At 70.7% G+C, this 24,452-nt stretch carries 21 protein-coding genes and 1 tRNA gene; 14 read left to right on the top strand and 8 right to left on the bottom strand.

The window, feature by feature from the left end; translation table 11 throughout:
- Positions 1–49 precede the first annotated feature (49 nt).
- The gene (paaN, locus tag ACFXGX_RS09035) at positions 50–1,762 is read left to right on the top strand and encodes a phenylacetic acid degradation protein PaaN (protein ID WP_384786873.1); all 1,713 of its coding nucleotides are present in this window, start codon (positions 50–52) and stop codon (positions 1,760–1,762) included.
- Positions 1,763–1,808: 46 nt separating this feature from the next.
- Here paaN and ACFXGX_RS09030 read toward each other — a convergent pair whose 3' ends face one another.
- From ACFXGX_RS09030 to ACFXGX_RS09020, 3 genes are read right to left on the bottom strand one after another with little or no spacing between them, the layout of a single operon-like run.
- Complete coding sequence (locus tag ACFXGX_RS09030) at positions 1,809–2,558, bottom strand: TrmH family RNA methyltransferase (RefSeq protein ID WP_384786870.1); 750 nt, start codon at positions 2,556–2,558, stop codon at positions 1,809–1,811.
- On the bottom strand, positions 2,555–3,787 hold the full coding sequence (locus ACFXGX_RS09025; RefSeq protein ID WP_384786867.1) for an HTTM domain-containing protein: 1,233 nt from the start codon (positions 3,785–3,787) through the stop codon (positions 2,555–2,557). Before ACFXGX_RS09025 ends, ACFXGX_RS09030 begins: the two co-directional genes overlap by 4 nt.
- Positions 3,784–4,875 (bottom strand): DUF5819 family protein, encoded by a 1,092-nt coding sequence (locus ACFXGX_RS09020; RefSeq protein ID WP_384786864.1) that lies wholly within the window; start codon positions 4,873–4,875, stop codon positions 3,784–3,786. Before ACFXGX_RS09020 ends, ACFXGX_RS09025 begins: the two co-directional genes overlap by 4 nt.
- A 262-nt stretch (positions 4,876–5,137) precedes the next feature.
- Between ACFXGX_RS09020 and paaA the strand changes: the two genes are divergently transcribed.
- From paaA to ACFXGX_RS08990, 6 genes are all read left to right on the top strand, one after another.
- On the top strand, positions 5,138–6,178 hold the full coding sequence (paaA, locus tag ACFXGX_RS09015; RefSeq protein WP_384786861.1) for a 1,2-phenylacetyl-CoA epoxidase subunit PaaA: 1,041 nt from the start codon (positions 5,138–5,140) through the stop codon (positions 6,176–6,178).
- Entirely contained in the window at positions 6,175–6,462 is a 288-nt protein-coding gene (paaB, locus tag ACFXGX_RS09010; RefSeq protein WP_164372737.1) for a 1,2-phenylacetyl-CoA epoxidase subunit PaaB, read from the top strand. Before paaA ends, paaB begins: the two co-directional genes overlap by 4 nt.
- Positions 6,459–7,178, top strand: a complete 720-nt coding sequence (paaC, locus tag ACFXGX_RS09005) for a 1,2-phenylacetyl-CoA epoxidase subunit PaaC (RefSeq protein WP_384786858.1) — start codon at positions 6,459–6,461, stop codon at positions 7,176–7,178. The genes paaB and paaC overlap by 4 nt, the downstream gene beginning before the upstream one ends.
- On the top strand, positions 7,172–7,699 hold the full coding sequence (gene paaD, locus ACFXGX_RS09000; protein WP_384786855.1) for a 1,2-phenylacetyl-CoA epoxidase subunit PaaD: 528 nt from the start codon (positions 7,172–7,174) through the stop codon (positions 7,697–7,699). The genes paaC and paaD overlap by 7 nt, the downstream gene beginning before the upstream one ends.
- On the top strand, positions 7,699–8,763 hold the full coding sequence (locus ACFXGX_RS08995; protein WP_384786852.1) for a 2Fe-2S iron-sulfur cluster-binding protein: 1,065 nt from the start codon (positions 7,699–7,701) through the stop codon (positions 8,761–8,763). Before paaD ends, ACFXGX_RS08995 begins: the two co-directional genes overlap by 1 nt.
- A gap of 226 nt (positions 8,764–8,989) precedes the next feature.
- Positions 8,990–10,123 (top strand): acyl-CoA dehydrogenase family protein, encoded by a 1,134-nt coding sequence (locus ACFXGX_RS08990; RefSeq protein ID WP_384786942.1) that lies wholly within the window; start codon positions 8,990–8,992, stop codon positions 10,121–10,123.
- Positions 10,124–10,211: 88 nt separating this feature from the next.
- Here ACFXGX_RS08990 and ACFXGX_RS08985 read toward each other — a convergent pair whose 3' ends face one another.
- The 4 genes from ACFXGX_RS08985 to ACFXGX_RS08970 all read right to left on the bottom strand — a co-directional run bounded on the left by ACFXGX_RS08985 (position 10,212) and on the right by ACFXGX_RS08970 (position 14,032).
- A complete protein-coding gene (locus ACFXGX_RS08985; protein ID WP_384786849.1) occupies positions 10,212–10,559 on the bottom strand; it encodes a rhodanese-like domain-containing protein in 348 nt (115 codons plus the stop codon).
- A gap of 33 nt (positions 10,560–10,592) precedes the next feature.
- Positions 10,593–11,642 (bottom strand): hypothetical protein, encoded by a 1,050-nt coding sequence (locus ACFXGX_RS08980; RefSeq protein WP_384786846.1) that lies wholly within the window; start codon positions 11,640–11,642, stop codon positions 10,593–10,595.
- Positions 11,643–11,916: 274 nt separating this feature from the next.
- On the bottom strand, positions 11,917–13,488 hold the full coding sequence (locus tag ACFXGX_RS08975) for a DUF2252 domain-containing protein (RefSeq protein WP_384786843.1): 1,572 nt from the start codon (positions 13,486–13,488) through the stop codon (positions 11,917–11,919).
- Positions 13,489–13,669: 181 nt separating this feature from the next.
- Positions 13,670–14,032: a winged helix-turn-helix transcriptional regulator gene (locus ACFXGX_RS08970; RefSeq protein WP_384786841.1), complete on the bottom strand. Its 363-nt coding sequence runs from the start codon at positions 14,030–14,032 to the stop codon at positions 13,670–13,672.
- A gap of 290 nt (positions 14,033–14,322) precedes the next feature.
- Here ACFXGX_RS08970 and ACFXGX_RS08965 point away from each other — a divergent pair, with 290 nt between their 5' ends.
- A complete protein-coding gene (locus ACFXGX_RS08965; RefSeq protein ID WP_384786838.1) occupies positions 14,323–14,976 on the top strand; it encodes an FMN-dependent NADH-azoreductase in 654 nt (217 codons plus the stop codon).
- Positions 14,977–15,503: 527 nt separating this feature from the next.
- Here the strand turns inward: ACFXGX_RS08965 and ACFXGX_RS08960 are convergent.
- Positions 15,504–15,590: transfer RNA gene (locus tag ACFXGX_RS08960), tRNA-Leu, on the bottom strand.
- A gap of 605 nt (positions 15,591–16,195) precedes the next feature.
- Between ACFXGX_RS08960 and ACFXGX_RS08955 the strand changes: the two genes are divergently transcribed.
- The 6 genes from ACFXGX_RS08955 to pknB all read left to right on the top strand — a co-directional run bounded on the left by ACFXGX_RS08955 (position 16,196) and on the right by pknB (position 24,347).
- On the top strand, positions 16,196–17,038 hold the full coding sequence (locus ACFXGX_RS08955; RefSeq protein ID WP_384786835.1) for an FhaA domain-containing protein: 843 nt from the start codon (positions 16,196–16,198) through the stop codon (positions 17,036–17,038).
- A 10-nt stretch (positions 17,039–17,048) separates the two neighbouring features.
- On the top strand, positions 17,049–17,570 hold the full coding sequence (locus ACFXGX_RS08950) for an FHA domain-containing protein (protein ID WP_355762002.1): 522 nt from the start codon (positions 17,049–17,051) through the stop codon (positions 17,568–17,570).
- A gap of 90 nt (positions 17,571–17,660) precedes the next feature.
- Positions 17,661–19,232: a Stp1/IreP family PP2C-type Ser/Thr phosphatase gene (locus ACFXGX_RS08945; RefSeq protein WP_384786939.1), complete on the top strand. Its 1,572-nt coding sequence runs from the start codon at positions 17,661–17,663 to the stop codon at positions 19,230–19,232.
- Between the two features lie 26 nt (positions 19,233–19,258).
- A complete protein-coding gene (locus ACFXGX_RS08940) occupies positions 19,259–20,704 on the top strand; it encodes an FtsW/RodA/SpoVE family cell cycle protein (RefSeq protein ID WP_384786831.1) in 1,446 nt (481 codons plus the stop codon).
- Positions 20,701–22,182: a peptidoglycan D,D-transpeptidase FtsI family protein gene (locus ACFXGX_RS08935; RefSeq protein ID WP_384786828.1), complete on the top strand. Its 1,482-nt coding sequence runs from the start codon at positions 20,701–20,703 to the stop codon at positions 22,180–22,182. Before ACFXGX_RS08940 ends, ACFXGX_RS08935 begins: the two co-directional genes overlap by 4 nt.
- A gap of 170 nt (positions 22,183–22,352) precedes the next feature.
- On the top strand, positions 22,353–24,347 hold the full coding sequence (gene pknB, locus ACFXGX_RS08930; protein ID WP_384786825.1) for a Stk1 family PASTA domain-containing Ser/Thr kinase: 1,995 nt from the start codon (positions 22,353–22,355) through the stop codon (positions 24,345–24,347).
- The last annotated feature ends 105 nt before the right edge of the window (positions 24,348–24,452 follow it).

The following is a 24,452-nucleotide window of genomic DNA, read 5'->3' as shown; positions in this document are numbered from 1 at the left end:
CAGCTCGCGAGCTCGACGAGGAGCTCTTGAGACAAGGAGTTGGTCCTTGATGGCCGCCGAACTCACCGCGCACCAGTTGATCGCCAAGCACCGGCCGACCCTGGATCAGGCGCTGGAAGCGATCCGCACGCGCGCGTACTGGTCCCCGCATCCCGAGCACCCCAAGGCGTACGGCGAGCACGGCAGCCTGGGCATGGCCGAGGGCAAGGCCGCCTTCGACGCCCTGCTGGGCACCCGCCTCGACCTGGACCAGCCCGGCACGGACGACTGGGTCGGGGGCGAGGTGTCGCCGTACGGCATCGAGCTCGGCGTCACGTACCCGCACGCGGACATCGACACGCTGCTGCCCGCCATGCGCGCGGGGCAGCGCGCCTGGCGCGACGCGGGCGCGGAGATCCGCGCGGTGGTCTGTCTGGAGATCCTCAAGCGGATCAGCGACCGCACGCACGAGTTCGCGCACGCGGTCATGCACACCAGCGGCCAGGCCTTCATGATGGCGTTCCAGGCGGGCGGCCCGCACGCGCAGGACCGCGGTCTGGAGGCAGTGGCCTACGCCTATGTGGAGCAGGTCCGCACCCCCGACACCGCGGAGTGGAGCAAGCCCCAGGGCAAGCGCGACCCGCTCGTGCTCACCAAGCAGTTCACGCCTGTCCCGCGCGGCGTCGCGCTGATGATCGGCTGCAACACCTTCCCGACGTGGAACGGCTACCCGGGCCTGTTCGCCTCGCTGGCCACGGGCAACGCGGTCCTGGTGAAGCCCCACCCGCGCGCGGTGCTCCCGCTCGCGCTCACCGTGCAGGTCGCGCGCGAGGTGCTCGCCGAGGCGGGCTTCGACCCGAACCTGGTGGCGCTCGCCGCCGAGCGTCCCGGCGAGGGCATCGCCAAGACGCTGGCCACCCGCCCCGAGATCCGCATCGTCGACTACACCGGCTCCACCGCCTTCGGCGACTGGCTGGAGGCCAACGCCCGCCAGGCGCAGGTCTACACGGAGAAGGCCGGCGTCAACACGGTGATCGTGGAGTCGACCGCCGACTACAAGGGGATGCTGTCCAACCTGGCGTTCTCCCTGTCGCTCTACAGCGGCCAGATGTGCACCACCCCGCAGAACCTGCTGATCCCGCGCGACGGCGTCTCCACGGACGAGGGCCACAAGTCCTACGACGAGGTGGCGGCCGATCTCGCGAAGTCGGTCGGCGGACTCCTCGGCGACGACGCCCGCGCGAACGCGCTGCTCGGCGCCATCGTGAACCCGGACGTCAAGGCCCGGCTGGAGGCCGCCGCCGGTCTCGGCGAGGTGGCCCTGCCCTCGCGGCAGATCGACAACCCGGAGTTCCCGGGTGCCGTCGTGCGCTCACCGCTGATCGTGAAGCTGGACGGCGCGCGCAAGTTCTGGGAGAACGCCGGGAGCGACGACGAGGCCGCCTACCTGAGCGAGTGCTTCGGTCCGGTGTCCTTCGCCGTCGCGGTCGACTCGGCCGCGGAGGCCGTGGAGCTCCTGCGGCACACCACGCGGGACAAGGGCGCGATGACCGTCGGCGCGTACACCACCGACGAGGCGTTCGAGCGCGAGGTGCAGGAGGCCTGCCTGGAGGAGTGCGCCCAGCTCTCCCTGAACCTCACGGGCGGGGTCTACGTCAACCAGACGGCCGCGTTCTCGGACTTCCACGGCTCGGGCGGCAACGGCGCGGCCAACGCGGCGCTGTGCGACGGGGCGTTCGTGGCGAACCGCTTCCGGGTGATCGAGGTACGCCGGGAGGCGTGAGCCCCGAAGCCCTTCGGGCGTCCAGGGCCTGTCCGGCGGGCAGGCCCTAGGCCCGTGCGTCCCCGGTGGCGCTCCAGTGGAACAGCGTCATGGCCACACTGGTCGCGAGGTTGTAGCTGGAGACCTGGGGGCGCATCGGCAGCGAGACCAGGTGGTCGGCCCGGGAGCGCAGTTCGGCGGACAGCCCGCTGCGCTCCGAGCCGAAGGCGAGCAGGGCGTCGTCGGGAAGCTTCGTCCCCCGGATGTCCTCGCCCTCGGGGTCGAGCGCGAACACCGGACCCGCGGGCAGTTCGTCCACGCTCAGGCGCTCCACGGCGGTCGCGTAGTGCAGGCCGGCCCCGCCGCGTACGACGGTGGGGTGCCAGGGGTCGAGCGTGCCCGTCGTGACCACCCCGGTCGCGCCGAAGCCCGCCGCGAGCCGGATCACCGCCCCCGCGTTGCCGAGGTTGCGCGGATTGTCGAGGACGACCACGGGCGCGGTGCGCGGCGCGCGGGCCAGCGTCTCCAGGTTGGCGGCGCGTGAGGGACGTACGGCGAGAGCCGCCACCGAGGTGGGATGCGGTCGCGGCACGAGTGCCGTGAACGCCGGCCCGGGTACCTCGGTCAGCAGCTCGTCGAGCGCGGCACGCACGTCGGGGGCGAGCTCGCCGGCCAGTTCGAGGACCGCCGGCCGGTCGGTCGTGACGGCGACCGGGATCCGCGCCCCGAAGCGCACCGCGTGCTTGAGGGCGTGGAAGCCGTCGAGCAGGACGGAGTCGTCGCAGAGCTGGCGCCAGACACGTACCGGGTCGTTCATGCGGTGAAGCCTACGTGCGTGTGCCCGGGCTCCTCCGGAGCGCCCGGTAGCGGCTCACGGGGCCCCGGGAGCGTACGGCCGCCGCCGGAAAACAGCCTGTCCCACGTGCGTGCCACCCGTCCGCCCAGGTACCGCAGGAAGGGCGTGGGCAGGAACACGGAGTCCGCGGCGATCATCGCGAGCGAGAAGAACGGCAGCCCGAGAACCACGGCGATCACCGCGTGCTCGGTCATCATGACCGCCAGCAGGACGTTCTTGACCCGCCGGTTGAACAGGGTGAAGGGGAAGGCGACCTGCGCGGCGACCGTTCCGTACGTCACCAGCATCACGATCGTGCCGTGCGCGGACATCAGGTCGGACAGCGCCGGCCACGGGGAGAAGGACCGCAGGTGGAGCGGGTAGTAGACGGCGGTGCCGTCCTGCCAGCGCGAACCCTGGATCTTGTACCAGCCCGCCGTCGCGTAGATCAGGCACGCCTCGGCCATGATGATCATCAGAGCGGCGTTGTGCACGAGGTTGGCGACGATGTCCAGCAGGGCGCGCGGCTCCGCGGTGCGGGCGAGACGGCCGACGGCCCACCACAGCCCCTGCGCCGCCCACAGCCCCCAGAAGACCGTGAGCCAGCCGCCCAGGAAACCCCCGTCGATCCGCCCCGCGCCCGTCGCCACCGCCAGCGCGATCCCGAGACCCGCCCACAGCATCGGGCCCGCTCGGTCCGGCCCGGTCCTCTCGCCCCGCTCGCGCGTCTCGCGGGCGAGGCGGTCCCGCCGCGCGTCGAGGGACCACACCTGGGCACAGCGCGTGAACACCAGGTAGATCGCCATCAGGTGAAGGACGTTGTCCCCGCCGTCCCCGACGAAGACACTGCGGTTCTGCAGGGACAGCACGCCGATCATGAAGACCACGGACACTGCGCGGGTCCGCCATCCCACCAGCAGCAGGGCGGCGGCGAGGACGGCGACGGCGTAGACGGTCTCGAACCACATCCGGCTGTCGGACCACAACAGGACCGTGAAGGCGTGGTTGCTCGCGACGAGCTGCCGGGCGAGGTCCCAGCTCCAGGGCGCGTCGGGCCCGTACAACTCCTGGCGGTGGGGGTACTCGCGCAGCAGGAACAGCAGCCAGGTGGCGGCGAAGCCGATACGGATCACGGCGCTCTGGTACGGACCGAGGGCGGACTCGGTGACCCGGGCGATGCCGCGCGCGAGCGTGGGAGCGAATCGGTTCATCGGGTGCTCGCCTCCGTCAGCCCGTCCGCGCGGTCGCCGGCCGGAACGGCCCACCAGGGCAGCTCACGGACGACGGGCCGGTCGGACACCTTCTCGTCGCTCCACCGTGGAGGCGGCACGTCGGTGGTGAGGGAGCGGAACTGGAGGCGTTCGACGACGGCGCCCTCGCCGCCCGCGTGCTCGCGGTGGAGGCGCAGGACGCCGATACGGCGCAGATAACGCTCCGAGAGATCGCCGCGCAGGCCCACGCCGCGGTTCTCGCCGTCGTGCGTGCCGAGGTAGAAGTCCCAGGCACGGCGCAGTTCGTTCTGCTGGGTGTGGCTCGGCAGCGGATTGCCATCGATGGCCAGTCCGTCGAGCGCGGACAGGTCGTACCAGCCGGTCTCGCGGCTGGTGCCGTCCTCGGTGCGGACCAGGGCGCGGACCTGGACCGCGATGTCCTGCTGCAACGGGTTGGGGGCGAAGAGCTTCCAGTTCTGCTCGAACTCGGGGTAGATCCAGTCGTCGATCGCGCGGCCGTGCTGCTTCGTCACCGTGTTCGACGGCGCGACATGCAGGAACACCATGCCGAGGTGCGCACAGGCGACGACGGCCACGACCGCCAGGGCGAGGGCGGCGGCGATCTGAGAGCGCAGGGACAGCGCCGCGAGTCCCACGGGCACCCCGTCCCCCGGGCAGTCGTCTTCTCCGGGGTACCCCAGAGGTGCCGTCGTACCGGATTCGGTCCCGTCGAGGCCCGCGGGCGCGGATGTGGGCTCCTCAGGGAACGCGGGAGCGGCAGTCGCGGACGTGGGCTCCTCAGGGAGCGCGGGAGCGGCGGTCGCGGACGTGGGCTCCTGAGAGGCCGCGGAAGCGACGGGGCCTGATTCCGGGCTCTCGGGCTCCGCGGGGCGCTCCGCCGCGTCCTCCTCGGCCGCCCCGGTGTCGGGCCCGGTCGCCTCGGGCGCCGGGCGGGGCGCCGCCTCGTGGGCCGGTCGCGGGCCGGGCAACGGCGTACCACCGGTGACTCCGGGCGCGCCCGCAGGCGTGCCCTCCCCGGGCGCGGCCGAACCCGGCTCCCGCTCAGAGTCCTCGTGCCTCGCGTCCATCCCGCCCCGATCCACGATCCCGGATCCGACTGCCGGCCACCGGACTGCGGGCACCGTACCGTCACGTCGTACCGCACCACGACGTGCGCAAGCGAACCGTAATCAGAGCCGGCCCTCCGGCACAGCCCCATCTGTCACAACGGGGCACGCCGCCGCCCACGAGTTGTCCACAGCGGTTGACACCGTACGACGCTCGACCGACCATTGTTGCGAATGGACCGAACGATCGGTCGGTCGGGAGCGAGAGGTCGAGGGGGACCGCATGGCGACAGCATCAGCGCACCACACGGCCCGCACACAAGCGGACGAAGCCGCCGACGAAGCGGCGCGCACAGCGGCGTACGAGGTCGTCTTCGACGCCGCGGTGGCGGCCGACGAACGCATCGAGCCCCGCGACTGGATGCCCGACGCCTATCGCTCCACCCTGGTCCGCCAGATCGCGCAGCACGCCCACTCCGAGATCATCGGCATGCAGCCCGAGGCCAACTGGATCACGCGCGCGCCCTCGCTGCGCCGCAAGGCGATCCTGATGGCGAAGGTCCAGGACGAGGCGGGACACGGGCTGTATCTGTACAGCGCGGCCGAGACGCTCGGCGTCGGCCGCGACGAACTGCTGGACAAGCTGCACTCCGGCCGCCAGAAGTACTCGTCGATCTTCAACTACCCGACGCTGACATGGGCGGACGTCGGCGCCATCGGCTGGCTCGTCGACGGCGCGGCGATCACCAACCAGGTCCCCCTGTGCCGCTGCTCGTACGGCCCGTACGCGCGCGCCATGGTCCGCGTGTGCAAGGAGGAGTCCTTCCACCAGCGCCAGGGGTACGAACTGCTGCTGGCCCTGAGCCAGGGCACCCCCGAACAGCACGCGATGGCGCAGGACGCCGTCGACCGCTGGTGGTGGCCCTCCCTGATGATGTTCGGCCCGCCCGACGACGAGTCCTCGCACTCCGCCCAGTCGATGGCGTGGAAGATCAAACGCCACTCCAACGACGAGCTGCGCCAGCGCTTCGTCGACATAGCCGTGCCCCAGGCCGAATCGCTCGGCCTGACCCTGCCCGACCCCGACCTCGTGTGGAACGAGGAGCGCGGACACCACGACTTCGGCGCCATCGACTGGACGGAGTTCTGGGAGGTCCTCAAGGGCAACGGCCCGTGCAACGACCAGCGGATCACCCAGCGCCGGCGCGCCCACGAGGAGGGCGCCTGGGTGCGGGAGGCGGCCGCGGCGTACGCGGACAAGCACACGAGCGGGACCGTCGGCTCGACGAGCACGACCGGTGAGACAGGAGCGACCCGAGCATGACGAACACCGACTGGCCGCTGTGGGAGGTCTTCGTGCGCTCGCGCCGGGGACTGTCGCACACCCACGCCGGCAGCCTGCACGCGCCGGACGCCGAGCTGGCGCTGCGCAACGCCCGCGATCTGTACACCCGCCGCGGCGAGGGCGTCTCGATCTGGGTCGTCCCGTCGGCCGCCGTCACGGCCTCCTCGCCCGACGAGAAGGACCCGTTCTTCGAGCCGTCCGCGGACAAGCCCTACCGCCACCCGACGTTCTACGAGATCCCGGAAGGGGTGAAGCACCTGTGACTCTCACCGTGAACACCGCGGCCGCCCTGGCCCTCGGCGACGACGCCCTGGTGCTCTCGCACCGGCTGGGGGAGTGGGCGGGCTACGCGCCCGTCCTCGAAGAGGAAGTCGCCCTGGCCAACATCGCGCTGGACCTGCTCGGCCAGGCCCGGGTCCTGCTCTCCATGGCCGGCGACGAGGACGAGCTGGCCTACCTCCGCGAGGAGCGCTCCTTCCGCAACCTCCAGCTCGTCGAGCAGCCGAACGGCGACTTCGCGCACACCATCGCCCGCCAGCTCTACTTCTCCACCTACCAGCGGCTTCTCTACGCACAACTGGCATCCGGGGAGAGCGAGTTCGCTCCCCTCGCCGCCAAGGCCGTCAAAGAGGTCGCCTACCACCAGGACCACGCCGAGCAGTGGACCCTGCGCCTCGGCGACGGCACGGACGAGAGCCACGAGCGGATGGGCCGGGCCTGCCAGGCTCTGTGGCGCTTCACCGGCGAGATGTTCCAGCCGCTCGACGGCGTCGACATCGACTGGGACGGCCTCCGGGCCGCCTGGGCGGAGTCCGTGGAAGCCACGCTGCGCCGGGCCACACTGACCGTCCCCGAGGGCCCGCGGACCGGGGCCTGGACGGCCGGCGCCGGACGCCAGGGCCTGCACACCGAGTCCTTCGGGCGGATGCTCGCCGAGATGCAGCACCTGCACCGCAGCCACCCGGGGGCGTCATGGTGACGACCACCGCCCTGGAGGAGGAACTGCGCAGGCTGGCCGGCTCCGTACTCGACCCCGAACTCCCCGTCCTCACCCTGGAGGACCTCGGTGTCCTGCGCGCCGTCCACGTCCGCGGCACGGACCGCGTCGAGGTGGAACTGACCCCGACCTACACCGGCTGCCCGGCCGTCGAGGCCATGTCCATGGACATCGAGCGGGTGCTCCACGAACACGGCATCCGCGAGGTGTCCGTGCGTACGGTGCTCAGTCCCGCCTGGTCGACCGACGACATCTCTGACGAAGGCCGCCGCAAGCTGCGGGAGTTCGGGATAGCGCCGCCGCGCGGCGGCCGTCCCGCCGGACCGGTGGCCCTCGACCTGGGTCCGACCCGGACGGTCACGGACGAGCCGGAACCCGTCCGCTGCCCGGCCTGCGGATCGGCCGACACCGAACTGCTCAGCCGCTTCTCCTCCACCGCGTGCAAGGCGCTGCGCCGCTGTCTGTCCTGCCGCGAACCGTTCGACCACTTCAAGGAGCTGTGATGGCCCGCTTCCACCCGCTCACGGTGGCCGCGGTCGACCGGATCACCGACGACTCCGTGGCCCTGACCCTCGCGGTGCCCGCGAAGCTGCGCGAGGACTACCGGCACGCCGCCGGCCAGCACCTGGCCCTGCGCCGCACGGTCGACGGCGCGGAGATCCGCCGCACGTACTCCATCTGCTCGCCGGCACCCTCCCCCGACGGCGAGGCGCCGCGCACCCTGAAGGTCGGCGTGCGCCTGGTCGACGGAGGCGCGTTCTCGACGTACGCGCTCAAGGAGATCGCCGTCGGCGACGAGGTGGAGGTGATGATCCCGGCGGGACGCTTCACGCTGAAGCCCTCGCCCGGCCTGTACGCGGCGGTGGTGGGCGGCAGCGGGATCACCCCGGTGCTGTCGATCGTCTCGACCCTGCTGGCGCGGGAGCCGGACGCGAGGTTCTGCCTGATCCGCAGCGACCGTACGTCGGCCTCGACGATGTTCCTGGAGGAGGTCGCCGACCTCAAGGACCGCTATCCGCAGCGGTTCCAGCTCGTGACCGTCCTCTCCCGCGAGGAGCAGCAGGCCGGGCTGCCGTCCGGCCGCCTCGACCAGGAGCGGCTCACCGCGCTGCTTCCGGCGCTGCTGCCCGTGGACCGGGTGGCGGGATGGTTCCTGTGCGGGCCGATGGGGCTCGTCCAGGGCGCCGAGCGCACGCTTCGCGGGCTCGGGGTGTCCCGGACGCGCATCCACGAGGAGATCTTCCACGTGGACGCCGGCACGACGACTCCTTCCGCCGTACCGGCTCCCGCGCACAGCACGGTGACCGCGCGGCTCGACGGACGCGGCGGCACCTGGCCGGTCCAGGACGGCGAGTCGCTGCTGGACGCGGTTCTGCGCAACCGCCCGGACGCCCCCTACGCCTGCAAGGGCGGCGTGTGCGGCACCTGCCGGGCATTCCTCGTCTCGGGCGAGGTGCGGATGGACCGCAACTTCGCGCTGGAACCGGAGGAGACGGAGGCCGGGTACGTACTGGCCTGCCAGTCTCACCCCGCCACGGAGAAGGTCGAGTTGGACTTCGACCGCTGAGCCGGACTTCGACCGCCGGGAAAGGCTTCGACCGCTGAGAATCGACCTCGGGGAAAGTCGTCGGCCGCCGAGAAGCACTTGGCTGCTGGGAAGGACTTGGCCGCCGGGAAGGAGTGGCCGATCGTCGGCCGTTCCCTTCTCGTAGAACCTGTTCTATCTTGACGCACCGTCAGATCAGGCTGTCCGTCTGGTCGTTGGTCCGGTGCGTGCGCGGGAGGACGAGATCGTGGACTTCACCTTCACCGAGGAGCAGCAGGCGGCGGCCGAAGCGGCGCGGGGGGTGTTCGCCGGGGTCGCCCCCGACGGGGTGCCCAGTCCCGCGCTCACCGCGGGCTCCGTCGCCGAGGACTTCGACCGGCCCCTGTGGGCGAGGCTCGCCGACGCGGACCTGCTGAGCCTGCTGCTCGACGAGGAGGCCGGTGGGGCGGGCCTCGACGCGATCGCGCTGTGTCTCGTACTGCGGGAGTCGGCGAAGGTCCTGGCACGGGTGCCGCTGCTGGAGAACAGCGCGGCGACGGCGGCCGTACGGCGTTACGGCGGCGAGGAGTTGAGGGCGGAGCTGCCGGCACGGGCCGGCCGGGGTGACGTCGTACTGACCGTCGCCGCCAACGGCAGGACCGGGCACGACCCGGCCGAACGCGCCGTGACCGCACGGCGGGACGGCGCCGGATGGATTCTGGACGGCGTGCAGACGGCGGTCCCCTGGGCCCTGGACGCCGACTTCGTCGTCGTGCCCGCGCACACGGACACCGACCGGACCGTCCTCGCCCTGGTTCCCCGCGGCCACGAAGGCACCGTGCTCGCCGAGCAGATCTCCACGACCGGCGAGCGGCTCGGAGAACTGCGCCTGGACTCCGCCCGGATCGCCGGGCGGCATGTCATCGACACCCCGGGGGCGTGGGAGTGGCTGCGCGATCTGCTGGCCACCGGCACCTGTGCGCTGGCGCTCGGGCTCGGGGAGGAGGTGCTCCGGATGACGAGCGCGTACACGAGCAAGCGGGAGCAGTTCGGGTTCCCCGTCGCCACGTTCCAGGCGGTCGCCGTCCAGGCCGCCGACCGCTACATCGACCTGCGGGCCATGGAGGCGACGCTCTGGCAGGCCGCGTGGCGCATCAGCACGGGAGCCGGCGGCGTGCTCCCGGCCGCGGGTGATGTGGCCGTCGCCAAGATCTGGGCGTCCGAAGGGGTCCGCCGGGTGGTGCAGACCGCCCAGCATCTGCACGGAGGGTTCGGCGCCGACACCGAGTACACGCTGCACCGGTACCACGCCTGGGCCAAGCACCTGGAACTGTCACTCGGCCCGGCGGCGGCACACGAGGAAGCCCTGGGCGACCTGCTGGCGGCCCACGCCCTGGGGTGACAGCGCCCAGCCCTCCAGGCGTTCTCGTTCCCGGGCAGGGTGGGCGGGCCCAGCCGGCGGGCGTCGCCCCGGGTTGAGCGGGCTCCGGCTAGAGCACGAAGCCGGGCTCGCCCTTGGTGTTCACGACCGGGCGGCCGACGGCCTCCCAGGTCTGCATGCCGCCCTCGACGTTCGCGGCGTCGATGCCCTGCTGAACCAGGTACATGGTGACCTGCGCCGAACGCCCGCCGGAGCGGCAGATCACGTTGACCCGGCCGTCCTGCGGAGCCGCCTCGGTCAGCTCGCCGAACCGGGCGACGAAGTGGCTCATGGGGATGTGCAGGGCCCCCTCGGCGTGACCTGCCTCCCACTCGTCGTCCTCCCGGACGTCCAGCAGGAAGTCGTCGACCGCGAGATTGTCGACCCCGACCGTGGGCACACCAGCTCCGAAACTCATGCCTCCGACGCTACCCGACCGCGCCGGTGAAGCTCAGGGAGCCTGGGCGATCAGCGTCGCCAGCTCGTGCTCGCGCTCGCCGACCTGCGTGATCAGTTGCTCGGCGATCTCCTCCAGGAGACGGTCCGGGTCTTCCGGGGCCAGCTTGAGCATGGCGCCGATGGCGCTCTCCTCCAGCTCACGGGCGACGAGGGTGAGCATCTCCTTGCGCTGGGAGAGCCATTCGAGGCGGGCGTAGAGCTCCTCGCTGCGGCTCGGCTTCCACTCCTCGGGCGTGGGACCGGCGGCCCACTCCGCGGCCAGCTCCCGCAGCAACGCCTCGTCGCCCCTGGCGTACGCGGTGTTCACACGGGCGATGAACTCGTCACGCCGCTTGCGCTCGTCGTCGTCCTGCGCGAGATCCGGGTGGGCCTTGCGGACGAGCTCACGGAAGAGCTTGCGGGCCTCCTCGCTGGGACGTACGCGCTGCGGGGGCCGTACGGGCTGGTCCGTGAGCATGGCCACGGCCTCGGGGAACAGGCCATCCGAGTCCATCCAGCCGTGGAACAGCTCCTCGACCCCAGGCATGGGCATGACCCGCGCCCGTGCCTCGTGCGCCTTGAATATGTCCTCCGGGTCACCGGTGAGCGCGGCACGCGCCTCGGCGATCTGAGCGTCCAGTTCGTCGAGCCGGGAGTACATGGGGCCGAGCTTCTGGTGGTGCAGCCGGGAGAAATTGTCGACCTCGACGCGGAAGGTCTCCACGGCGATCTCGAACTCGATCAACGCCTGCTCGGCCGCCCGCACGGCCCGCTCGAGGCGCGCCTCGGGACGGTCCTCCACGTTCGGAGCCGGACTCCGGCCGTCATCGTTCCGAGCCTCGCCCTGCTCCTGGGGCTGCCCCTCGCCCTGTTCCGCAGTCCGGGAGCCGGGCTGGGAGCCGGACGGGGCGCCGGAAGCGGCGTCCGTGCCCTCCGCGTCCGTGATGCGGCCGTCGTCGCCGGGGGCGGTGTAGGGCGTCTCGCCCTCCGGGGCACCGGAGTGTTCCCGGCCCCCCTCGAAGGCGGGCTCGGACTGGCTCTGATCGGCTTCCGGGGTCGTCACCCGACCAGCGTAGGCCACACTCCCCCGGGGCTCACTGCCTTCCCCGTCCCTACAGCCACCTGACCGGCCACAACGACCCCAATGACCCCAACCACCCCGACCGCCGAATCCAGCACCATCACCATCACCGGACCAACGCAGACACGGACACAGCCACAGTCACCGGACCCGGCACCGGCACCGGCACCGGCACCGGCACAACGCAGACACAGCCACAGTCACCGGCACCGGACCCGCAGCACTACGGACCGGCGCCGGCCGCAGCTCTCCCCGGTCACACTCCCGGTTCAGATGCGATCCGTCCGCTGCGGACCGCCGCCGTCAGGGCCGCGTGGTCCGCCTCCGTGCGATCCGCGTAGGCGACGGCGAAGGAGGCGACGGCCTCGTCCAGCTCCTCGTTCTTGCCGCAGTACCCGGCTATCAGGCGCGGGTCGGCGCTGTGGCTGTGGGCGCGGGCCAGCAGGGCGCCGGTCATACGGCCGTAGTCGTCGACGTGGTCGGCGGCCAGCGCGGCGGGATCGACACTGCCCTTGCGGTTGCGGAACTGGCGCACCTGGTAGGGCAGACCGTCGACCGAGGTCCAGCCGAGAAGGATGTCGCTGACGACCTGCATGCGCTTCTGGCCGAGGACGACTCGGCGGCCCTCGTGAGCCACCTCGGGCACCGGATGACCGATGGTCGCCAGGTGCGGGAGCAGCGCCGAGGCACGGGCCTCCTTGACCTGGAGGACCAGGGCTTCGCCGCGGTGGTCCAGGAGCAGCACGACGTACGAGCGGGTGCCGACGCTGCCGGTGCCGACGACGCGGAAGGCGACGTCGTGCACCGCGTAGCGGGCGAGCAGGGGGAGGCGGTCCTCGGAGAGCGTCGTCAGATAGTGCTCCAGGGACGCCGCGACCGCGGCCGCCTCCTCGTCGGGAACGCGGCGCAGCACGGGTGCCGCGTCGACGAAGCGACGGCCGCCGCCGTCCACGGCCTCGGTCGACCTGGCCGCGAACCGTCCGCTGGTGTTGGCCCGCGCCTTCTCGGAGACCCGTTCCAGGGTGCCGAGAAGGTCGTGGGCGTCGGTGTGCGAGACGAGTTCCTCGTCGGCGATGGCGTTCCAGGCGTCCAGCACCGGCAGCTTGGCCAGCAGGCGCATGGTGCGGCGATACGCGCCCACACAGTCGCGTGCTGCGGCGCGGCAGGTGTCCTCGTCGGCGCCGGCCTCCCGGCCCGCGAGGACGAGCGAGGTGGCGAGCCGCTTGAGGTCCCACTCCCAGGGGCCGTAGACCGTCTCGTCGAAGTCGTTCAGATCGATGACCAGACCGCCGCGCGCGTCCCCGTACAGGCCGAAGTTCGCCGCGTGGGCGTCGCCGCAGATCTGGGCGTTGACGCCGGACATCGGGGTGCGGGCGAGGTCGTACGCCATGAGCCCGGCACTGCCGCGCAGGAACGCGAAGGGTGTGGCCGCCATCCTGCCGACCCGTATCGGGGTGAGCCCGGGGATCCGGCCCCGGTTGGACTCCTCGACCGCGGTCACGGCGTCCGGCCGGTCGGCGTCCATCAGGAGCTCGGCGTGCACCGCACGCGGGACCCGCCCGCGCAGGGCCTTCCCCTCTTCCTTGGGTGAACCCTTCACCGGCCAGGCGGCGAACCCCGGAACCGCGAACCCCCGGGCCCCGAACGCCTCGGCCGCCGGCCCGCTCTCGGCCGCCGCCGACGGTCCCTCGGGCGAGGAACTCCGCCCGGGCTCCGGCACGGACGCGCCCTGCCCGGCACCGGTCTCCTGTCGTACCGGACCGACCAGCCCGGCCCGACCCGTCTGCGCCGTCTGCCGCTCCGCCCCCGCTGTACCGACCTCGGCCATCACGACCGCCCTCCCCCGCGCACGAACATCAACTCGTGCTGACCGTACAGCCGGTCGCGAAAACGCGTCAGACCCTGTGGACAACTCCGCCGACGCCCGGGATGCGGCCGTGCTCTCAGCCGCGCACACCGTCCGGCGGCCCTGCGGCACCGCACTCCGCAGTCCGGCAGAGCCCGGCCCGCTACCGCACCCGGCAGGGCCCGCCCTCCGGCAGGTACCGCTCTGCCCAGGAACCCAGCTCCTTGAGGGCCGGTTCCAGCGCCGCGCCCGCCTCCGTCAACGCGTAGCAGACCCGCAGCGGTGGGCCCTCGTCGACGTTGCGCACGACCAGGCCGGCCGCGCCGAGTTCCGTGAGCCGGTCGGAGAGCATCCGCTCGCTGATGCCGGGAATGGCTCTGCGAAGGTCGGCGAAGTGGATGGGGTGCTGCATCAGGACCGCGACGACGAGACCCGTCCATCGTTTTCCGAGCAGCGTGAAGACACGGGTCATGCCGTCGTCGACCTTCTGGCACGGCCCCGCGTCGTGGCTCCCCGGTACTGGCATGGCTTCAGGGTACTGCGTCTCCACAAGGGGATGAAAAAAAGTAAGTGACTGTGTTATCTCTAGTTAGGCACGAAAGAGAAGCCCACCAGGGCGACTCGCGACTCGACCCTTGCCAGAGCTCTGCCCAGATCCGGTTCACCCCCTCCGGGGTCCGGCCCACCCGGGACCCCGGAGCCCCACCCGGGACCGAAACACCGCGGGCCCGGCACCCCACCCGGTGCCGATCCATCACGACCCGCCCCGGCCTCGGCGCCACCACCCCATACGCCCTCTTTTGCCTGGAGATCACCATGGCCACCCTCCTCCACATCGACTCGTCCGCCACCCCGGGCGGCGCCTCCGTCTCGCGCACCGTGACGGACACCTTCCGCGCGGCCTGGCAGGAGCAGCACCCCGACGGCACGGTCGTCTACCGCGACCTCGCCACGGACCCTGTGCCGCACATCACGGCCGATGCCCACTCCGCCGGCTTCGCCGCCCCGGACACCCACACTCCCGGGCAGGCCGAGGCCTTCGCGGCACGCCTGAAGCTGATCGAGGAGGTGGAGAACGCGGACGCGATCCTGATCGGCGCCCCGATGTACAACTTCTCCATTCCCTCGACCCTCAAGGCATGGCTGGACAACGTCATCCTCATCGGGCGCACCGCCATGACCGAGGACGCGGCGATCAAGGGCACCCCGGTCACGGTCGTCGCCAGCCGCGGCGGCTCGTACGCGCAGGGCACTCCGCGCGCGGGCTTCGAGTACGTGCAGAACTACCTGGAGGCCGTGCTGGGCGACATGCTCGCCCTCGACGTCGAATTCATCGTCCCGGAGCTCACCATGGCCCCGCACAACCCGGCGATGGCCGACCTGGTCCCGCTCTTCGAGGCGTCCCGGAGCAAGGCCCTGGACGAGGCGGCCGCCCGGGCCAAGAAGGTCGCGGCGCACCTCGCCGCCTGATCACAGCACCCGACGACCGCCACCCCGCCCACCGGGCGCAACACGGCGGTACGGCGGCGCGGAGCCTCGCAGGGCCGGACACCGGCACGGCGGCGCACAGCCTCGCAGGGCCGGGACACCGGTACGGCGGCGCGGAGCCTCGCAGGGCCGGGACACCGGTACGGCGGCGCACAGCCTCGCAGGGCCGGACACCCCGCCCCGCGGGGCTCCGCCGCGCCCAGGGGGCCTTCGGGTCCGCGAGCGCCCCTTCAGGGGCCTTCACGGGCCTTCAGATCCGCGAACGCCCGTTCACCGGCCGCCGTCCCGCCAACTCCCCATCGGTTCCCCACCACTTGCGTGAGAGCATCGTCACACTTCACGGCGCTCCCGGCCGTCCGCGCGACCCGCGACGGCCGGCACCACCCGGCGCGCGACATCGCGCGAGCACCAGGGAGGGACGGCGGAAGCGCCCCGAGGGGAACGCGGCGGAGGCGGCATTCGGGGCAACGCGAAAGCCCCTCAGGTCGATGACCTGAGGGGCTTTCGGCTGGTGCGCGAGGGGGGAGTTGAACCCCCACGCCCTTTCGGGCACTGGAACCTGAATCCAGCGCGTCTGCCTATTCCGCCACCCGCGCATTGGGTGTGTCTTCCGTCTCCCGCTTTCGCGGCGGGCGCCTTCCGACATGCAGAAGATTAGCACGCTGTCAGGGGTGGAATCACATCCCTTTCCCCGCCCCTCCCGCCCGCGCACCGGGCGCCGCGCACCCCGGCCCACCACCGCCCCCACGGGCCCGGTGCCCTTGCCCCGCCCGGCCTCCCGGCCCGGACGGCGAGGCAGCCGGCGCCGACTGCCTCGTCACCGGCGTCCCGGCGCGCGTCACGCGTTTCAGACAGAACCGGTTCACGTATCAACCTCGTACCGGTCCAGCGCATCTCCCCAGGAGTCGGACGGGCCGCACAGTCAGGTGCGGGACACTGGTCCTGGGGCGCCTCTACGATCCATGGCAGAAGCAGTGCCGGGAAGAGTTCGAAGAGGGGCCTCTCAGGGAACTTCGGGAGGGGACTTCGGAAGGTGTCGACAACCCGTCGACCGTGCCGACAGGGGGAACCAGCCGATTTCCCGACGCGTGGATACGATCAGTAAGCAGTACCAGCAAGGCCGGGTAGGCCGGCTGGTCCAGCAGGGCCGGAAAGACGACAGCAAGCTGTACCAGGACGGCAACGACGGAGGAGGTGCCCCATGGGAGTCCTGAAGAAGTTCGAGCAGCGTCTCGAAGGTCTGGTCAACGGCACCTTCGCCAAGGTGTTCAAGTCCGAGGTCCAGCCCGTGGAGATCGCCGGAGCGCTGCAGCGCGAGTGCGACAACAACGCCACGATCTGGAACCGCGACCGGACCGTCGTCCCGAACGACTTCATCGTCGAACTGAGCACGCCCGACTTCGAGCGCCTCAGCCCCTACTCCGGACAGCTCGGCGACGAGCTCGCCGGAATGGTCCGCGACTACGCCAAGCAGCAGCGTTACACCTTCATGGGCCCCATCAAGGTCCACCTGGAGAAGGCGGACGACCTCGACACCGGTCTCTACCGGGTCCGCAGCCGTACGCTCGCCTCCTCCGCCGATCAGCAGTCTCCCGAGCGCGCCCCCGCGGGCCCCGCACAAGCGGGCCCCCGCGGAGCCCAGGGTGGCTACGGCTACCCGCCCTCGGCCGCTCCCCCCATGCCGTCCGCGCCGCCGCCCGGCGGCCGTCCGGGCATGGCACCCATGGGTGCCCGGCCCCCGGCCGGCCCGGCGGCGGGTGGCCGTATGCGGCACTGGGTCGAGATCAATGGCTCACGCCATCAGATCTCCCGCCCGACGCTGGTGCTGGGCCGCAGCACTGAAGCCGACGTGCGGATCGACGACCCCGGCGTATCGCGCCGGCACTGTGAGATCCGGACCGGAACGCCCTCGACGATCCAGGATCTCGGGTCCACCAACGGCATCGTGGTGGACGGGCAGCACACAACCCGCGCTACGCTCCGCGACGGCTCGCGGATCGTCGTGGGCAGCACCACCATCATTTACCGGCAAGCCGAAGGGTGAAGCGGGGGCAATGTCAGAGCTGACCCTCACGGTCATGCGGCTGGGTTTCCTAGCCGTACTGTGGCTGTTCGTGATCGTGGCCGTGCAGGTCATCCGCAGCGACCTGTTCGGAACGCGCGTCACACAGCGCGGCTCGCGCAGGGACGCCGCGAGGCCCCAGCAGGCCGCGCGACAGGCCGCGCCTCCGCAGCAGCGCCAGCAGCAGGCGCCCGCCGCCGGCGGCCGGCAGCGTCGTGGCGCACCGTCCAAGCTGGTCGTCTCGGAGGGCACCCTCACGGGCACCACCGTGGCGCTCCAGGGCCAGACCATCACCCTGGGCCGGGCGCACGACAGCACCATCGTGCTGGACGACGACTACGCTTCCAGCCGGCATGCCAGGATCTACCCCGACCGGGACGGCCAGTGGATCGTCGAGGACCTCGGCTCCACCAACGGCACGTATCTCGACCGGAGCCGGCTGACGACCCCGACGCCCGTACCGCTGGGCGCGCCGATCCGCATCGGCAAGACCGTCATCGAGCTGCGGAAGTAGTACGACAATGAGCGAGCGGAGCGAGCACGCAGCGGCGGTCCACACAAGGGACCCCGGCGCGCTCCCGACCGGAGGGTGGGCACCGTGCGGATGTACCCGGAGCCGACGGGCGAGGTGCGCATGAGTCTGTCACTGCGCTTCGCCGCCGGATCGCACAAAGGCATGATCCGCGAGGGCAACGAGGACTCGGGCTACGCCGGTCCCCGTCTGCTCGCGATCGCCGACGGGATGGGCGGCCAGGCCGCCGGTGAGGTCGCCAGCTCCGAGGTGATCTCCACCATCGTCGCGCTCGACGACGACGTACCCGGATCCGACATCCTCACCTCGCTCGGCACCGCCGTACAGCGTGCCAACGACCAGCTCCGGCTGATGGTCGAGGAGGACCCGCAGCTCGAGGGCATGGGCACCACGCTCACCGCGCTGCTGTGGACCGGCCAGCGGCTCGGGCTCGTGCACGTCGGCGACTCCCGCGCGTACCTGCTGCGGGACGGCGTGCTCACGCAGATCACCCAGGACCACACCTGGGTGCAGCGCCTCGTCGACGAGGGCCGCATCACCGAGGAAGAGGCCACCACCCACCCGCAGCGCTCCCTGCTGATGCGCGCGCTGGGCAGTGGCGACCACGTCGAACCCGACCTCTCGATCCGCGAGGTCCGCGCCGGCGACCGGTACCTGATCTGCTCCGACGGCCTCAGCGGCGTCGTCTCCCACCAGACGATGGAAGACACCCTCGCCAGCTATCAGGGCCCGCAGGAGACCGTGCAGGAGCTCATCCAGCTCGCGCTGCGCGGCGGCGGCCCGGACAACATCACCGTCATCGTGGCCGACGTCCTCGACATCGACTCCGGTGACACCCTCGCGGCACAGCTCTCCGACACCCCGGTCGTGGTCGGCGCGGTCGCCGAGAACCAGCTCCAGCTCCACGACAACGGCGCCATGCAGACCCCAGCCGGCCGCGCCTCCGGCCTCGGCCGGCCCGTGCCCGGACAGGGCGGCGGCGGCGAGTTCGGCCCGCCCGGCAGCGGCGACACCACCGGCTACGTCTCCACGAACAGCTTCGGGGACTACAGCGACGACGACTTCGTCAAGCCGCGCTCCGGACGCAGGTGGCTCAAGAGATCCTTCTACGTCGTCCTGACGCTCGCCGTCATCGGCGGCGGCCTGTACGGCGGCTACCGCTGGACGCAGACGCAGTACTACGTCGGCGCCCAGGACGACCACGTCGCCCTCTACCGGGGCATCAGCCAGGACCTGGCCTGGGTCTCGCTCTCGAAGGTGGAGAAGAACCACCCCGAGATCGAACTCAAGTACCTGCCGCCGTACCAGCAGAAGCAGGTCAAGGCGACCATCACCGAAGGCGGCCTCGCCGACGCGCAGGCGAAGATCGACGAACTCGCCGTGCAGGCCTCCGCCTGCCGCAAGGACGCCCAGCGCCGTACGGCCGAGAGCCAGAACAGCGCGAAGCCCAGTTCCGCCAAGGCCGACGGGACCACGGGAACCACAAAGACCTCTCTGACGTCCAAGGCCACGTCCAGCCCGAGCCCGACCCCGTCGAGCTCGGCACCCTCGTCCTCCAAGTCCACGACCGCACCCACTCCCACACCCGGCCCCAGCCTCTCCGACGAGGAGCAGAAGCTGGTCTCGCTGTGCGGTAAGCAGTAAGAAGCCGTGAGGGGCCCTGTCACACGATGAGCAGTAGTACGAACACGCCGACACACCACACGTCCACGATCGGATCGATCGGCACACCGAGCCGACGCAACACCGAACTGGCCTTGCTGGTGTTCGCCGTCGTCATCCCGGTGTTCGCCTACGCCAACGTGGGCCTCGCCATCGACGACAAGGTGCCCACCGGCCTGCTGAGCTACGGCGCGGGCCTCGGCCTGCTGGCCGGCGTCGCCCACCTCGCGGTGCGCAAGTTCGCCCCGTACGCGGACCCGCTGCTGCTGCCGCTGGCCACGCTCCTCAACGGGCTCGGCCTGGTGATCATCTGGCGGCTCGACCAGTCCAAGCTGCTCCAGTCGATCAACCAGGCGGGCAACGCGGCACCACGCCAGCTTCTGTACACCGCGCTGGCCATCGCCCTGTTCGTCGGCGTGCTGTTCTTCCTGAAGGACCACCGCGTCCTGCAGCGCTACACCTACATCTCCATGGTCGGCGCCCTGGTCCTGCTGCTGCTCCCGCTGGTACCGGGCCTGGGCGCCAACATCTACGGCGCCAAGATCTGGATCTCGGTCGCCGGCTTCTCCATCCAGCCCGGCGAGTTCGCGAAGATCGTCCTCGCGATCTTCTTCGCCGGCTACCTGATGGTGAAGCGCGACGCGCTCGCCCTGGCCAGCCGCCGCTTCATGGGCCTGTACCTGCCGCGCGGCCGCGACCTCGGCCCGATTCTCGTGGTCTGGTTCATCTCGATCCTGATCCTGGTCTTCGAGACCGACCTCGGTACGTCGCTGCTGTTCTTCGGCATGTTCATCGTCATGCTGTACGTCGCCACCGAGCGGACGAGCTGGATCGTCTTCGGTCTGCTGATGTCGGCGGGCGGCGCGGTCGGTGTGGCGACCTTCGAACCGCACATCCAGACACGCGTCCAGGCCTGGCTCGACCCGATGCACGAGTACATGCTCAGCCAGTCCGGGGTCCAGGACGGCATCATCCACTCCGAGCAGGCCATGCAGGCCCTGTGGGCGTTCGGCTCCGGCGGCACCCTCGGCACCGGCCTCGGTCAGGGCCACTCCGAGCTCATCCGCTTCGCCGCCAACTCCGACTTCATCCTCGCCACGTTCGGCGAGGAACTGGGCCTCGCCGGAGTCATGGCGATCCTGGTGCTCTACGGCCTGATCGTCGAACGCGGCATCCGCACGGCGCTCGCGGCCCGCGACCCGTTCGGCAAGCTCCTCGCCGTCGGCCTCTCCGGCGCCTTCGCCCTCCAGGTCTTCGTGGTCGCCGGCGGCGTCATGGGCCTGATCCCGCTGACCGGTATGACCATGCCGTTCCTGGCCTCCGGCGGTTCCTCCGTGATCGCCAACTGGGCACTCGTCGGCGTACTGATCCGCATCAGCGACACCGCCCGCCGTCCGGCGCCCGCGCCCGCTCCCAGCCCCGACGCCGAGATGACCCAGGTGGTCCGCCCGTGAACAAGCCCCTGCGCCGGATCGCGATCTTCTGCGGGCTCCTCGTCCTCGCCCTGCTCCTCCGCGACAACTACATCCAGTACGTCCAGGCGGACACCCTGCGAACCGACTCGCACAACCGCCGCGTCGCCATCGAGCGGTACGCCACCCCGCGCGGCGACATCATCGTCGACGGCAACCCCATCACCGATTCCACCGAGACGAAGAAGAACGGCATCAACGACTTCGTCTACAAGCGCACGTACAAGGACGGCGCCATGTGGGCGCCGGTCACCGGGTACGCCTCGCAGGCCTTCGACGCCTCCCAGCTCGAGAAGCTGGACGACGGCATCCTCACCGGCAACGACGACCGGCTCTTCTTCCGCAACACCCTCGACATGATCACGGGCAAGGCGCAGCAGGGCGGCAACGTCGTCACCACTCTCAACGCCGCCGCGCAGAAGGCCGCCTACAAGGGCCTGCTGAGCCGGGGCAAGGGCGCCGTCGCCGCGATCAACCCGCAGACCGGCGCGATCCTGGCGCTGGCCTCCACCCCGTCGTACGACCCCTCGTCCTTCGCCGGAAACACCAACAGCGACGCGAAGGCCTGGAACAAGCTCCAGAAGAAGAACAACCCCGACGACCCGATGCTCAACCGGGCGCTGCGCGAGACCTACCCGCCGGGCTCCACCTTCAAGGTGGTCACCGCGGCCGCGGCGCTGGAGAACGGTCTGTACACGACAGCGGAGCAGCACACCGACACCCCGCTGCCGTACATCCTCAAGGGCACCCGGACCGAGCTGAAGAACGAGGGGAACATCCCCTGCAAGGACGCCACCATGCGCGTAGCGCTCAAGGTGTCCTGCAACACGGTCTTCGGCAAGATCGGCGCCGACCTCGGCAAGGACAAGATGCAGGAGGAGGCCGAGAAGTTCGGCTTCAACTCCGAGCAGCTCACCCCGGTGCGCGCCAACGCCTCCGTCTTCCCCAAGAAGATGGACGACGCGCAGACCGCGCTCAGCTCCATCGGCCAGTTCGAGACCGCCGCGACCCCGCTGCAGATGGCCATGGTGGCCTCCGCCGTGGCCAACCAGGGCACGCTCATGAAGCCCTACATGGTCGACAAGCTGCAGGCGCCCAACCTGGACGTCATCTCGCAGACCGAGCCCGAGAAGATGAGCCAGCCGCTCTCCGAGGCCAACGCCCAGATCCTGCAGTCCATGATGGAGACGGTCGTCAAGGAGGGCACGGGCCAGAGGGCGCAGATCCCCGGTGTCACCGTCGGCGGCAAGACCGGTACGGCCCAGCACGGTGTGGCCAACAGTGAGAAGCCTTACGCGTGGTTCATCTCCTACGCGAAGCTCCCCGACGGCAGCTCTCCGGTCGCCGTGGCGGTCGTCGTCGAGGACGGCAGCGCCAGCCGCGACGACATCTCCGGTGGCGGTCTGGCCGCCCCCATCGCAAGGGACGTGATGAAGGCAGTCATCGACAGCAAGAAGTGACCCCGCTCACGTCCCCATCACATCGGTGCACGTTGCGATACCGGTCCTGTCACGGGTGACGGTCTAGGCCAGGTCACAGAAGCCGATCCGGGTACGGTATGCCCGGACAGCACACCGCCGGACCACACAAGGGTGCGGTCGGGACCGACGGAGAGGGCTGGTAGGTAGCTATGGAAGAGCCGCGTCGCCTCGGCGGCCGGTACGAGCTGGGCCACGTGCTCGGCCGTGGTGGCATGGCCGAGGTCTATCTCGCACATGACACCCGGCTCGGCCGTACCGTGGCGGTGAAGACGCTGCGGGCCGACCTCGCACGCGATCCGTCGTTCCAGGCCCGGTTCCGCCGGGAGGCCCAGTCGGCCGCCTCGCTCAACCATCCCGCGATCGTCGCCGTCTACGACACGGGTGAGGACTACATCGACAACACCTCCATCCCGTACATCGTGATGGAGTACGTTGACGGATCCACGCTGCGCGAGCTGCTGCACTCGGGACGCAGACTGCTGCCCGAGCGGTCCATGGAGATGACCATCGGCATCCTCCAGGCCCTGGAGTACTCGCACCGCGCCGGCATCGTCCACCGTGACATCAAGCCCGCCAACGTGATGCTCACGCGCAACGGCCAGGTCAAGGTCATGGACTTCGGCATCGCCCGCGCCATGGGCGACTCCGGCATGACGATGACGCAGACCGCCGCGGTCATCGGCACGGCCCAGTACCTCTCTCCCGAGCAGGCGAAGGGCGAACAGGTCGACGCCCGCTCGGACCTCTACTCCACCGGCTGCCTGCTCTACGAGCTGCTGACCGTGCGCCCGCCGTTCGTGGGCGACTCCCCGGTCGCCGTCGCGTACCAGCACGTCCGCGAGGAACCCCAGCCCCCGTCGGTCTTCGACCCCGAGATCACGCCCGAGATGGACGCGATCGTGCTGCGGGCCCTCGTGAAGGACCCGGACTACCGCTACCAGTCCGCCGACGAGATGCGCGCCGACATCGAGGCCTGCCTCGACGGCCAGCCCGTCGCGGCCAGCGCCGCCATGGGCTCGGTCGGTTACGGCGGCTACGGCGACGACCAGCCGACCACGGCCCTGCGCTCCTCGGACGCCCAGGCCACGTCGATGCTCCCGCCCATGAACCCGGACGACGGCGGCTACGGCTACGACGACCGCCCCGACCGGCGCCGCCAGAAGAAGAACAACACCTCGACGATCCTCCTGGTCGTCGCGGGTGTCCTGGTGCTCATCGGCGCGATCCTGATCGGAAAGTACGCCTTCTCGGGCAAGGGAACGGGCAGCGACTCGTTCAAGGTGCCCAACTTCGTGAGCCAGACGCTGGGCGACGCCCAGAAGATGGCGGACAACCGCGAGCTGAAGCTCTCACCCACCCGCAAGCCGTGCGAGAACGAACCCAAGGGCAACGTCTGCTCGCAGGATCCGACCGTGGGCTCGACGGTGAAGAAGGGCGACACGATCAACGTGGTCGTGTCCACCGGGGCTCCGAAGGTTGCGGTGCCGAGCGTCAAGGGCAAGACCCTGGACGAGGCCAAGCAGATCCTCGAGGACGACAAGTACGGGTTCACGGTCAAGCCGAAGTACGAGGAGTCCGGCGAGGAGCCGAACACCGTCCTGGAGCAGAACCCGAGCCTCGGTGCCGAGGTGCAGAAGGGTTCGACCATCACCCTGACCGTCGCCAAGGAGAAGAAGCAGTCCGTCGTCCCGGACGTCTCCACGAAGACCTGTGACGAGGCCAAGGCACAGATGACGGCCAACAACCTCGTCGGTCAGTGCGTCGACACGGAGACCGACGACCAGAACCTGGTCGGCAAGGTCATCCAGACGACCCCTGCGGCGAACGCGCAGGCGGACCCCGGCTCCACGGTGCAGATCCAGATCGGCAAGGCCAAGCAGCAGGCGACGGTGCCGAACGTCTTCGGCAAGACCGTGGCCGAGGCGAGGCAGATCCTGCAGGGAGCCGGCTTCAACAACATCCAGTTCGCCCCGGGCAGCGACGGAAGCGACGACGCCAAGGTGATCAGCCAGAACCCCGCGGCCGACAGCCCGGCCAACGGCAGCCCGGACAACACCACCGTCACGCTGACGACGATCAAGATCGGCGGCAACAACGGGGGCAACAACGGAGGCGGCGGCCTCTTCGGCGGCAACAACGGATAAGGCCCGCCAAGAACCGCCCTCGGGCAAGACAACGGAAGGGGGCCCCCCCCCCGCGGCTGGCCCGGGCCCCCAACCGGTGTGTCGAGAAACCCGGGGGGGGGGGCC

Source organism: Streptomyces sp. NPDC059371, assembly GCF_042751995.1.
In the GTDB taxonomy this organism is placed as follows: domain Bacteria; phylum Actinomycetota; class Actinomycetes; order Streptomycetales; family Streptomycetaceae; genus Streptomyces.
The sequence above is the reverse complement of the archived record's forward strand: the minus strand, read 5'-3'. Positions and strand labels throughout refer to the sequence as shown.